This is a genomic window from Albirhodobacter sp. R86504, from assembly GCF_042466415.1.
In the GTDB taxonomy this organism is placed as follows: domain Bacteria; phylum Pseudomonadota; class Alphaproteobacteria; order Rhodobacterales; family Rhodobacteraceae; genus Albirhodobacter.
In genome coordinates this window covers 413,210-425,669 of record NZ_JAXHCH010000002.1, presented here as the reverse complement: position 1 = coordinate 425,669, position 12,460 = coordinate 413,210, and the positions used below count along the sequence as shown (strand labels likewise).

Genomic DNA, 12,460 nt, shown 5'->3' with positions numbered 1-12,460 from the left:
ATCGCACAAATCACGCACCGACCCAACTGCCGCCTCTCGCCACCGCAGACGACCTGCGCTAGAACGTCTGCATGTCACATATTGAATTGCTTTTCGCCACCCGCCTCTATCGCGCCGATCTTTCCGAACATGGGAAGGCCGTCGATACGGATGAACTCGCCGCCTCTTGCTACGCCATCGCGGAAGATGACGAAGCGGGTCAGGAATGGTGCGAGAAAAACGCCTATCCGGGCTATACAAGCTATGCATCGCTGGGCGATTTGCCATGGCGGTTCCCGATTTTCAAAGATCTCGTCACACTGCTCGACAAACACGTCGCAGCCTTCGCACAAGATTTGCAATTCGATCTTGGCGAGAAATCCCTCAAGCTCGACAGCCTATGGATCAACATCCTGCCCGAAGGCGGAAGCCACGGCTCGCATATCCATCCCCATAGCGTGATTTCAGGCACGACCTATGTCGCGATGCCCGAAGGCACGAGCGCGCTGAAGCTCGAAGATCCTCGGCTCGCGATGATGATGGCGGCCCCAACCCGCACCCAAGATGCCCGCCGCGAATTGCGTAGCCATATCCCGATCGCGCCCAAAGTGGGCGAAGTCTTGCTCTGGGAAAGCTGGTTGCGCCACGAAGTGCCGCTCAACATGGCCGAAGATGATCGCATCAGCGTCAGCTTCAATTACAGCTGGGAGTAACCTCACAGCGTCTCTTTTTGCTTGAGGCCGGTGCGGCGACGCGCCGGCCTTTTTCATTGAGCATTAGAGACCCGCTTCCTACCCGATCTGCGTGACCGTCACCGTTTGGCGCAGCATTTGCGCATGGGATTCCGTTTCCATGAACGCCACTTCACAGGCATCGCGCCCGACTGCAATCAACGCAAGATTACTGGCGCGGCACATCCCGGTCGCATCAACGAAATGCCACGCACCTTCAAGCCAAACCTGTGCGACCGCGTGGAAATCCGGCGGGGTGACTTCGCTGCCGTAGACGGCCGCGTAACGCGCCGGGATGAAGGCCGCCCGCGACAGCGCGCAGACCAGATGCGCATAATCGCGGCAGACCCCTTCGCGGCTGTCGAATGTATCGAGCGCCGTCGTTGCCGAGTTGGAGGCCCCGCGCCGATAGGTCAGCGCCGCCCGCACCCAATCACGGATGGCAGCAATTTTTGCGCCGCCCTCATAGCCTCCGAATTCGCGCGCCACGAACCCCTCCAGCATATCCGACTGACAATACCGCGACGGCCGCATGTAGGTGAGCGCGCCAAACGGCAAATCTTCCGGCGCATCCGCTCGCAACCCTTCAAGCGCCGGCTCGGATCGCGATATCTCGACCTGCGCGCGGTAGCGAAGCGTCATATCCCCCGCAGGCAGATGCGCCCAAACCCATGTCGCGATCCCATCCTCGGCCTTGAGGCGCGTGATCTCCGCGCCGTCAATCTCGAGGGAGGAGTGCAAAACAGTCTGCACTGCCGTCTGTGCGGCCTCAACCGCTAACAGAACCTTCGTATCAATGATCCGGTAGGCAAGGGAAACATCAATATCAAAGCGCATCAGGGGTCCGATCTGCTCGCAAGCATAAGTCTGTGGGGGGAGTTTGAGGCCACGTCCGATTTGGATCGCTTGCCGTTTTCCGTTCCCCGTTGATACCCCAGTTCGCGGCCCCTCGAAAGGGGGGAGACCCGCCCAACAACGGGTTCCCCTACGGCGGGCGCTTGTGTCAAACCAGCCTGCATGATTGGGTGGCACAACCTTTCAAAACGGATGAGCCACAGATGAACGAACCTCACCCGACGTCCCAAGACGGCGCTCAGCCGGACGCGACGTCGACGACCTTGCAATTGATGCGTGTGGTGCCATTGGCAGACACGATGGAAACCAGTCGCCCCGACGCGAGCAAACTCGTATCGGGGGATCCCGTGCACCGCACATGGAACCTCACCGAGGATCGCGGCCTGTATTGCGGGATCTGGGAATCGACCCCCGGCGCATGGCGAATCAAATATGACGAATGGGAGTATTGCCGTATCTTGTCGGGCACCTCACGCATCACCGATAATTCGGGACATACGTGGGAGGTCACGGCCGGCGACAGCTTCACCTTGCCCGCAGGGTTCGAAGGGGTCTGGGAAGTGATCGAGACCACCCGCAAGGATTACGTCATTCTGCTACGCGATTGATCTAAATGCGAGACGCCGCCGAACTGCGTGGTTCGGCGGCGTCTATTCAAGCCCTTTCGCGGGCCTATCTTCGCCGAGACAATCCGTACAACGTCAGAGTTTTGGCGCGATTTTGTCTTGCGTCCGCAGATCGAAATCGCTCGCATCGTGCCGCTCGTGAAGCTGCTCGCTAAGCGGCCCGTTCATCCGGTTGACCATCCGGCCCCGCTCCACCGCAGGACGCGCGCGGATTTCGTTCGCCCAACGCAGCACGTTTTTATACTCCTGCACTTGCAAGAATTCGCCCGCGTTATACGCCTCGCCGCGCACAAGATTGCCATACCATGGCCATGTCGCCATATCGGCAATCGAATAGGTGTCGCCGCCCAAATACCGTGTCTCGCCCAGACGCGTGTCGAGCAGGTGCAACTGACGCTTTACCTCCATCGCAAACCGGTTGATCGGATATTCGAACTTCTCGGGCGCATAGGCATAGAAATGCCCGAACCCGCCGCCCAGATAAGGCGCCGAACCTTGCAGCCAGAACAACCAGTTGAGAACCTCCGTCCGCTCGGGGCCGGACGCAGGCAAGAACTGGCCAAATTTCTCGGCCAGATAGAGCAAAATCGCGCCAGATTCGAACACGCGGCTTCCGGTATCGGTATCAAACAGCGCCGGAATTTTCGAATTCGGGTTCACCTCGACGAAGCCGCTCGTGAATTGATCGCCCTCGCCAATCCGGATCAGATGCGCGTCATATTCCGCCTCCGAAATTCCCAACGCGAGGAGTTCCTCGAGCATGATCGTGACCTTTTGGCCGTTGGGCGTCGCCAGCGAATAAAGCTGGAGCGGATGCTTCCCGCGCGGCAATTCCTCTTGGCGCGTCGCCCCCGAGATCGGGCGGTTCACCGACGCCCAAGCGCCACCGTTTTCCGCATCCCATACCCACACCGCTGGCGGCACATAGTTCTGACTATCGCTCATCGTATATCCTTTTCTCGAATGAGATTATTTTGAAAACCGAACCGGCCTAACCCATGTTACGCTTGCGGCTGTTCGGCCCGTAGCTGCGCTAGCTGCGACAGGATTTGCGTGTAGTTTTCGACACCTTGCGCGCCGGTGACCAAATGCTTGCGATCAAAGATCATTGCGGGAACGCCATTGATCCCCTGCGATTGCCAGAATCCTTCCTCCTCGCGAACCGCATTCGCAAACCGCTGGTCATCCAACACGGCAAGCGCCTCAGCGCGGTCCAGCCCGACCGAGGCCGCGATATCGGCAAGCGTCTCGCGATCGGCGATCTGTGCATGGCGGGTGAAATGGGCTGAGAACAGCGCCTCTTTCAAGGCAAGCTGCTTGGCCGCGCCATCGTCCATCGTGCTCGCCCAAGTCAAAAGCTGGTGCAGATCAAAGGTGTTGTGCATCCGGATCGCATCATCAAAGGCGAATTCGAACCCAACCTGCGCACCTGCCGCCTTGATCCGCGCACGGTTCTCGCGCGATTGCTCGATCGTCGTGCCGTATTTGCGGGCGATATGCTCGACCATATTCTCGCCCTCAGGCGGCATGTTCGGGTTCAACTCGAAAGGATGCCAATGGATTTCGTGCTCCTGCCCTGATGCCTCCAACGCTGCGGCAAGCTGGCGGTAGCCCACCACGCACCACGGGCAGGCAACATCGGAGACAATATCGATACGAAGCGGGGACGTCGTCGTCTCAGTGGAATTGGTCATCTGGTATCCTGATTTTAGAGGTCGCACCAAAGGCCGATCCGTCAACTCATGCGAAAGATCGCCCAAAACGGCGCATCGTTGAGGCAAATATGGGGGCAGGTTGTCGCGGCTTCAAGAAAAGATGCCGCTCGCTCGGGTGAGGCAGCGCACATGCGCTGTGCAGCCCTGCCCCCGCCCCTTTGCAATACCGGCATGGTTACGGCGCCAGTCGGGCCGCTTTTTCCACGCCAATCTCCCGCACACGCTCCGCGATCCGCCCAAATTCTGCCGCGAGCGGGTTACTCTTGCGCCAGACCATCCCAATCTTGCGCGTCGGTCGGGGCGCCGCGAGCCGCGCAATCGAGACCTCTGCGTTGCGCGTCTCCAAACCCAGCGCCATCTCGGGCACCAATGTCACGCCGATCCCCGCGCCAACCATCTGCACCAAGGTTGCAAGCGAGCTGCCCTCCATCAGATCGCGCGGCGCGGCGGAAGACATTTTACAAAACGCCAGCGCCTGATCGCGGAAGCAATGCCCTTCCTCCAGCAACAATAACCGCATCTCGCGCAGGCTTTTGGCATCGGGCACCGGCGCGCCCGCCTCGGATTGGGGCCGCACGAGAACGAACTCCTCCTCGAACAAAACCACTTCCTCCAAGCTCGCCTCCGATACCGGCAACGCCACGATGGCCGCATCGAGACGAGACTCGGAGATATCGGCAATCAGCTTTTGGGTCACAGCCTCGCGCGGACGCAGATCAAGCTGCGGATAGCGTTTGGTCAAATCCGCAACAATCGCGGGCAACAGATAGGGGGCGACGGTCGGAATGACCCCGATGCGCAACCGCCCGAGCAGCGGGCTTTGCGATGCACGGGCCAGATCTTCTAACTCGTTCACCTGTCGTAAAATCTCAATAATTCGCGTGGCAAAATCCTCGCCAAGGGCGGTCAACCGGATCTGGCGGGTCCCGCGCTCCACGAGGGGGGCGCCGATAAGTGCCTCCATCTCCTTGATCTGCATCGACAATGCAGGTTGCGAAATGGCGCTATCCTCCGCCGCCCGGCCAAAATGGCGCAGCCGTGCGAGGGACTCAAAGTAGCGAAGATGTTTCATGGACAATGCTAACATCAGATAAACTTATCAACTACGTAAGATAATGCAATTTATTATTATCAAAAAACCCTGCTAAGGTTACGAGGAATCATAGATGACTGAGGAGATCCCAATGGACGGAAACGACATCAAGCCGACAGGCAAATGCCCTGTTATGCACGGCGGCAATACGCTTGCAGTCGCATCGAACGCGACATGGTGGCCAAATGCGCTGAACCTCGACATCTTGCACCAGCACGATACAAAATCGAACCCGACAGGCGCAGACTTCTCCTATCGGGATGCGGTCAAGACGATCGACGTCGAGGCGCTGAAAGCTGATTTGCGCGCGCTGATGAATGACAGCCAGTCGTGGTGGCCGGCAGATTGGGGCCATTACGGTGGTCTGATGATCCGGATGGCGTGGCACTCGGCGGGCACATACCGTCTGGCCGATGGTCGCGGTGGCGGCGGGTCGGGCACGCAGCGCTTTGCGCCGCTCAACTCGTGGCCGGATAACGCCAGCCTTGATAAGGCGCGTCGCCTGCTCTGGCCGATCAAGAAGAAATACGGCAACAAGCTGAGCTGGGCGGATCTCATGATCCTCGCAGGCAACATTGCCTACGAAACCATGGGGTTGGAAACCTTCGGCTTCGCATTTGGCCGCGAAGATCTTTGGCACCCAGAGCAAGACATCTACTGGGGCGCCGAAAAAGAATGGCTCGCGCCATCCGATGAACGCTACGCCGATGTGGGCAAGCCAGACACCATGCAAAACCCGCTCGCGGCGGTGCAGATGGGTCTGATTTACGTCAACCCTGAAGGCGTCAACGGCCAGCCTGACCCGCTCAAGACAGCGCTTCACATGCGTGAGACCTTCGCACGGATGGCGATGAACGACGAGGAAACCGTCGCGCTGACCGCAGGCGGTCACACCGTTGGGAAAACGCACGGGAATGGCGATGCGGGCGCGTTGCAGGTTGATCCGGAATCCGGCGATGTCGAGGCGCAAGGCTTTGGCTGGGGCAATGACAAAATGGGCGGCAAGGCCTCCAATGCTGTCACCTCGGGGCTTGAAGGTGCGTGGACGACCCATCCGACCCAGTTCGACATGGGCTTCTTCGAGATGCTGTTCGGACATGAGTGGGAATTGCGCAAGTCGCCCGCAGGCGCTTGGCAGTGGGAACCGATCGACATCAAGGAAGAAGACAAACCGGTCGACGCAAGCGATCCGTCGGTCCGTCACAACCCGATGATGACAGACGCCGATATGGCTCTCAAAATGGATCCCGCCTACCGCGCGATCAGCGAGAAGTTCATGGCGGACCCTGCCTATTTCAAAGACACATTCGCCCGCGCTTGGTTCAAGCTGACCCACCGCGACATGGGGCCGAAGGTGCGTTACATCGGGCCAGACGTTCCGGCGGAAGATCTCATCTGGCAAGATCCTATCCCGGTTGGCAAATCGGATTACGATGTGGCGGCGGTCAAGGCGGCGATTGCGGCCTCCGGCCTGTCGAACACCGATATGATCAACACCGCTTGGGATAGTGCGCGCACGTATCGCGGCTCTGATATGCGCGGCGGCGCGAATGGTGCCCGCATCCGTCTGGCTCCGCAAAAGGATTGGGAAGGCAACGAGCCTGCCCGTCTGGCGCGCGTGCTGGATGTGTTGGAACCGATCGCAGCGCAGTTCGGCGTATCGGTCGCGGATGTGATCGTGCTCGCGGGGAACTACGGCGTCGAACAGGCGGCGAAAGCGGCGGGCGTCTCGTTGGAGCTTCCCTTCGCACCGGGTCGCGGCGATGCAACGGCGGAGCAAACCGATGCGGCCTCGTTCGACGTGCTGGAGCCACTGCATGACGGTTATCGCAACTGGTTCAAGGGCAGCTACACGCCCAGCGCGGAAGAGCTCATGCTCGATCGCACACAGCTCATGGGCCTGACCGCACCGCAAATGGTTGTTCTGACGGGCGGGATGCGCGCCATGGCGACCAACTACGGCGGCACGGCGCACGGTGTCTTCACCGACCGCGCAGGCGCGTTGACCAATGATTTCTTCGTCAATCTGACCGATATGGCGAACTCATGGGTTCCGGTGGGCAATGGTCTCTACGAGATCCGCGATCGCCAGACGCAGGCCGTTAAATGGACCGCAACGCGGATTGATCTGGTGTTCGGATCGAACTCGATCCTGCGCTCGTACGCGGAATACTATGCGCAAGACGATGCGATGCCATATTTCATCCGCGATTTCGCGGCCGCATGGACCAAGGTTATGAATGCAGATCGCTTTGATCTGACGGCGTAACACACATCGGGCGAGGAAACCCGCCCGTTCAAAAGACCCAATGCGCCCCTGTCACACAGGGGCGCATTTTGCGTCCGGCCCGCCCGATCAATACATCGCGAGATACCGAATGATAATCGGCGTGAGAATGATCAAGAACAGCGCCGGCAGCATCAGCATCGCCATCACACCAGACATCTGCACCGGCAGCTTATTCGCCTTTTCTTGCGCGTTCAGCTCACGGTTCACGCGCATCTCCGCCGCGTAATTGCGCAGAGCACTCGTCAGGCTTGTGCCAAACTGGAGCGATTGCGCCACGACCAGCGCGAAGGATTTCGCCTCATCCACCCCCATCCGGTCCGCCATCGCGAACATGGATTTCTCGCGGTCAGCACCGGCTTGCACCTCTTGCTTCAACAGATGGAACTCATAGGCAATCTCGGGCGAGACACGGCCAATCTCAGCGCCAACTTTCGCCAAAGCCGCATCAAACCCGAGGCCGGATTCAACCGCGATTTGCAGCAAGTCCAACGCATTGGGAAAGCCGTTCCTGATCCGCAACTGGCGCTCCGTGATCCGGTTTTTGAGCCAGTAGGCGGGACCATAAAACCCGATCGCCCCCCCCACGGCCGCAATCTGCAAAAGCCGTAGCTGCGTCGTGCCGAGGACGCGCGCCGCCAGCCCTTCCGGCAATAGCGCCGCATGCGCGAGCACGACCAGAACACTCACCGTCATAGGCACGAAAAGCGCCAGAACAAGCCGCAGCACAAAGAACATCTCAACGGCGCGATCATGCGTGATCCCGACACTGGAGAGTTGAAACTGGACCTGCGCACGTTCGGAAGGATCGTCGGGAATTAACGCCTTCATCCACCCTTGCGGGACGTAATCGCGCGCGCGCATCAACGAAGGTTGGTTCGCCTGTCCCGCCCCGTTTTGCAAAGCCGCTTGCTCGGCGAAGGCCGCCGCCTCCATCGCCGTCTCCTGCGCGGTGGAGGAGAGCGCGCGCATCCGCACAACCGCCCTGTCGCGCGTCACATAAAGGCCAACCCCACCGAACAAGATCAAGAGCCCCGCAAAGGCTGCCAGATAAACCATGAGTAAGCCGGGGCTATTCAAGCCGATCGGCAAGCCACCGGCAGACACCTGCGCCAAGAAAGTCTTCATCGCACCCTCACATCCGGAAATTCGTTAATTTGTAGAGCGCCAGAGCATTGGACACGACAAGCGCGACGATCGTCCCCGCGATCGGCATGAAATACGGGCTATCCATCACATCGCCGTAATAGGTGGGCGCGCTCAATGTCGTCGCGACATAGATCAACACAGGCAGGCAAGACAAAAGCATCGCGGAGATCCGACCTTCTGCCGAAATGGCCTTCACACGGCGGCGCATCATGATCCGGTCCCGGATCACTTTGGACAATGTGCCGAGCATTTCGGCCAGATTGCCGCCGGTGCCGTGCTGAATGCTCAGGCTGACTGAAAGGTAATCCATATCCTCCTGCCCCATCCGGTCGGCCAGATCGCGGAAAGCTTCGGTCAGATAGTCGCCGTGGTTGATCTGATCGGCCAGTTTCCGGAACTCTGCGCCGATCGGATCGGGCATCGTGCGGGCCACATTGCGGATTGTGACGCTCACCGGATGCCCGACCCGCAGGCCCCGCATCATCAATTCCAACGCATCGGGTAGCTGGGCGGTAAAGGCCGCAACACGCGCGGCATGTTTGCGGCGCAGATAGGTAATCGGCCCGAAAATCCCCGCGAGGATTCCGACGACACCCGCAAGTGCTGGCGGAAGGATGAGCATGAAACAAGCCGCCAGCGCTAAACCCGTAACACCGCATCCCAGCAAAAATTGGCATTGCGAGACGCGGACCTCGGCGCGGATCAAGACTTGGCCCAGATCCCCGATGAACGGCACTGTTCGACCGCGCTGAGCGCTGCGAACAGGGCGCAAGAGGCTCTCGGTCGGCGCCTCCTGCGCGCCCGAAATCGCCCGCATCCGGCGCAGGGCCCGCGCACCGCGCGCCCGCTCGCCCCCCCACAAAACCCAAGCAATCGCCCCCATCAAGCAAAGCCACCCCAACGCAAGCAGCACAACGATCATCGCCGTGACGGACCCCAACGCGCTCATCGAACATTCTCCTGCGCGAGGGCGGCGCGGCCTACGACACGTTGGCGGGAAGGCGTTGCCACGGCTTCCGACGGTGCGAAAATCGACGGATCCATCGAAATCCCCGATGCGACCAACCCATCAAGACAGCGCGGCCGGATACCGGTGGCCAACATCCTGCCCACCACATTGCCCTGCGCATCCAGACCCATTTTCCTGAACACAAAGATATCTTGCATCATGATGATATCGCCTTCGAGCCCGACAACTTCGGAGATGCTCATCACGCGCCTGCGGCCATCTGACAGGCGGTTAAGCTGCACGACCAGATGCAATCCCGCCGCGATCTGCGCGCGCACAGCCGCCATCGGAAAGTCCCCGCCGACCATCGAGACCATCTGCTCCAACCGGCTCACCGCATCGCGTGCGGTGTTCGCGTGGATCGTCGTCATCGATCCGTCATGGCCGGTGTTCATCGCTTGCAGCATATCGAAAGCCTCCGCGCCGCGCACTTCGCCAATCATAATCCGGTCGGGCCGCATGCGCAGCGCGTTGATGATCAAATCGCGCTGGGTGATGCGGCCATGCCCTTCGGCATTCGCAGGCCGCGTTTCCAACCGCACGACGTGATCTTGTTGCAACTGCAATTCTGCCGCATCTTCGATCGTCACCATCCGGTGGCGTGGATCGATGAAAGCCGACATCGCGTTGAGCATCGTCGTCTTCCCTGACCCCGTCCCCCCCGAGATCAGCGCATTGAGCCGCCCCTTGACCGCCGCATGCAAAAACTGCGCCGCGGGGGCCGACAGCGCGCCCGCCTCCAGCAGACGATCCATACTGAGCGGCGTCTTCGAGAATTTGCGGATCGACAGGCTCGGCCCGTCGATCGCGCAAGGCCGGATAATCGCGTTCACGCGGCTGCCATCTTCCAGCCGTGCGTCAACCCAAGGTTGGCTCTCGTCAATCCGACGCCCAACGGATGAGACGATTTTGTCAATGATCCGCAGCAGATGCCGCTCGTCACGAAACCGCGTTGCGGAGCGTTCCAAAAGCCCGTTGCGCTCCACATACACGTTGTCGACGCCGTTGATCAAAATGTCGGAGATTGTCGCATCGGCCAGCAAAGGCTCCAACGGACCAAGCCCGAGGACCTCGTTGAGCAGTTCTTCGATCAAGGCTTGGAACTCGGGGGCGCTCATCTGGATCTCGGAGTCTTGCAGGTGACGCGCGGCCAGACCGCCAATCTCACGCTTGAGATCCTGACGGCTGGCCTTATCGAGCACGGCGAGGTTCAGCTCCTCCAGAAGCTTTTCGTGCAGCACGGATTTGAGTTGCAAATGGGGATCAACCGTCGCGGTGGTTTGCAGCTTCGCGAACGGAGACGGGGTGACTGGCGGTGCGGAGGGCGGGGTGACAGTCGGGGCGGATGTCAACATCGACGTTGGCGGCAAGGACGCGGGCTGCGCCTCTGGCACCGCCGCTTTGAAACCGGCCGCAGCTGACGCTTTCTCGGCATCGCGCGCTATGTTCTGGCGCACCCTTTGCACCGCGTTGAGCGGCAATGGCGCAAGTCGCGTCGAAGGCGCCGATTGCGGATCAGCGACAAGCACAGGGTCCGGCGCTTGCGCGAGGCGCGGGGGCACTGCCTCTCCGGCTGGGCGCGGCGTTGGCGCGGCCCCTTGATGAAAGGATTTAAACATTACGCCGCCGCCTTTGTGTGCCGCTTGCTGCGGATCGCATCACTGAGCGCGAAAAACGCGCGGCTCAAACCGCTGCGTTTTGCCCCGACAATCACCGGCACCCCCATATCCCGCGCGCGGCGCATCGCAACCGCATCGAGAGGAATCCAATGCGTCAGCGCGCGGTCCAGCACGCGTGCCGCCTCTTTTATCGCCGCGCTTTGCACAAACGGCCGCTTCTCGGCATTGACCACGACGGTCACCGGCAAGGTCATATGATCTTCCGTCAAGACCTCAATCAAACGCTTCGTCCGTTTGATCGAGGGGACAGATGTATCGGTCACGATAATCGCACGCGCAGCACTTTCCAAAAGTGGGGCGAACCAATCCATCACGGCCTGCGGCAGATCCACGATCACGTGGTCATAGCGCGCGCGCAGCGCCTCGAACAAATCGGCGATCAAATCGGGCGTCAGTGACGTCATCGGCGCAAAGACATCAGGGGCCGCGAGAACGTCGATGCCGCTGGAGTGCTGTTGCATCGCACGCGCGCAAAACGCGGCATCCGCGCGGTCTTGCGATTGGATAACCCGTGTGAAAGCGGCGCTATCGGGCAGATCAAGCAGCGTACCTATGCTGCCGTTTTGAATATCGAGATCGACCAGCGCCACCGTACCAAAACGCGCCTGCGCAATCGCCAGATTGGTGGCCACAGTCGAGGCCCCGGCCCCACCGCGCGCGCGCAAGATCAGGGTGACGGCACCCAAACCCGTATCCATCTGCCGTGGCTGAGCCATGTGGGGCGACGCGGTAACGGCGGGTTCGGCAAGACTGCCATCCGCGGAGGACAGGGTTTCCGGCGCGGCGGGTGTGGGGGGCACGGTGATCGGCGCGGTGATCGGCGTGACGTCCGCCGCGGGAGCAACACCCTGCGTCTCGGGCGCACCCTCGTCCGGCGTTGCATGGGTATCCGCCACAACATCGCGCGCGCCGGCCTCAAGATATGTCGCGCGCAGATGCGGCGTTATCTCCCCCGCGACCATCGCAATAACCTGCAAATGATCCGCCCGCCCCATCAACGCCGCGATCACCGCGCAATCATACGCTGCCGCCTCGGCGCGCGCCTCGAACACGACGAAATCCCATGCCGACCAATCGATTGCCTGTGGGCCGCGATGCGCCACGATTTGGGCAAATGTGCCACGGCACACCACCCCGTTGACCGCGTCATCTTGGGCCATCTGCGCGCTGATCCGCGCCCCGAACGCCCGCGTCCGCGCGCAAATCAACAGCCGCACCGGACGGCTTCCCAAGGGCGCTTGCGGCAACGTTTCGCGAGCGGATGCCACCTGCGCATATTCGCGTTCAATGGCCGCCAGTTGGGTTTCGAGATCGGCATAGGCAATCGTCATCAGAGG

Annotated in this window: 11 protein-coding genes; 3 read left to right on the top strand and 8 right to left on the bottom strand. The window is 60.6% G+C overall.

Translation table 11 applies throughout. The features are described 5' to 3' along the window. The first annotated feature begins 71 nt into the window (after positions 1–71). Positions 72–692 carry a TIGR02466 family protein gene (locus SJY32_RS04110; protein ID WP_376871911.1) on the top strand — a complete coding sequence of 207 codons (621 nt, stop codon included), beginning with the start codon at positions 72–74 and terminating at the stop codon, positions 690–692. Positions 693–770: 78 nt separating this feature from the next. Here SJY32_RS04110 and SJY32_RS04105 read toward each other — a convergent pair whose 3' ends face one another. After that, positions 771–1,547: a transglutaminase family protein gene (locus SJY32_RS04105; protein ID WP_376871908.1), complete on the bottom strand. Its 777-nt coding sequence runs from the start codon at positions 1,545–1,547 to the stop codon at positions 771–773. 290 nt (positions 1,548–1,837) lie between these two features. Between SJY32_RS04105 and SJY32_RS04100 the strand changes: the two genes are divergently transcribed. Beyond that, positions 1,838–2,173: a cupin domain-containing protein gene (locus SJY32_RS04100; RefSeq protein ID WP_376877568.1), complete on the top strand. Its 336-nt coding sequence runs from the start codon at positions 1,838–1,840 to the stop codon at positions 2,171–2,173. A gap of 93 nt (positions 2,174–2,266) precedes the next feature. Here SJY32_RS04100 and yghU read toward each other — a convergent pair whose 3' ends face one another. From yghU to SJY32_RS04085, 3 genes are all read right to left on the bottom strand, one after another. Then, entirely contained in the window at positions 2,267–3,136 is an 870-nt protein-coding gene (gene yghU, locus SJY32_RS04095) for a glutathione-dependent disulfide-bond oxidoreductase (RefSeq protein ID WP_376871906.1), read from the bottom strand. Positions 3,137–3,192: 56 nt separating this feature from the next. Further along, positions 3,193–3,885 carry a DsbA family oxidoreductase gene (locus SJY32_RS04090; RefSeq protein ID WP_376871903.1) on the bottom strand — a complete coding sequence of 231 codons (693 nt, stop codon included), beginning with the start codon at positions 3,883–3,885 and terminating at the stop codon, positions 3,193–3,195. A gap of 196 nt (positions 3,886–4,081) precedes the next feature. After that, positions 4,082–4,993, bottom strand: coding sequence for a LysR substrate-binding domain-containing protein (locus SJY32_RS04085; protein WP_376871900.1), 912 nt, complete (start codon positions 4,991–4,993; stop codon positions 4,082–4,084). 97 nt (positions 4,994–5,090) lie between these two features. On the opposite strand from SJY32_RS04085, the gene katG reads away from it, so the two are divergent. Then, positions 5,091–7,268, top strand: a complete 2,178-nt coding sequence (katG, locus tag SJY32_RS04080; protein ID WP_376877565.1) for a catalase/peroxidase HPI — start codon at positions 5,091–5,093, stop codon at positions 7,266–7,268. An 87-nt stretch (positions 7,269–7,355) separates the two neighbouring features. Here katG and SJY32_RS04075 read toward each other — a convergent pair whose 3' ends face one another. From SJY32_RS04075 to SJY32_RS04060, 4 genes are read right to left on the bottom strand one after another with little or no spacing between them, the layout of a single operon-like run. Continuing rightward, complete coding sequence (locus SJY32_RS04075) at positions 7,356–8,414, bottom strand: type II secretion system F family protein (protein ID WP_376871898.1); 1,059 nt, start codon at positions 8,412–8,414, stop codon at positions 7,356–7,358. A 7-nt stretch (positions 8,415–8,421) separates the two neighbouring features. Beyond that, positions 8,422–9,384, bottom strand: coding sequence for a type II secretion system F family protein (locus SJY32_RS04070; RefSeq protein WP_376871895.1), 963 nt, complete (start codon positions 9,382–9,384; stop codon positions 8,422–8,424). Further along, positions 9,381–11,063, bottom strand: coding sequence for an ATPase, T2SS/T4P/T4SS family (locus tag SJY32_RS04065; RefSeq protein WP_376871893.1), 1,683 nt, complete (start codon positions 11,061–11,063; stop codon positions 9,381–9,383). Before SJY32_RS04065 ends, SJY32_RS04070 begins: the two co-directional genes overlap by 4 nt. After that, a complete protein-coding gene (locus tag SJY32_RS04060) occupies positions 11,063–12,454 on the bottom strand; it encodes a CpaE family protein (protein ID WP_376871890.1) in 1,392 nt (463 codons plus the stop codon). The genes SJY32_RS04065 and SJY32_RS04060 overlap by 1 nt, the downstream gene beginning before the upstream one ends. Positions 12,455–12,460 lie beyond the last annotated feature (6 nt).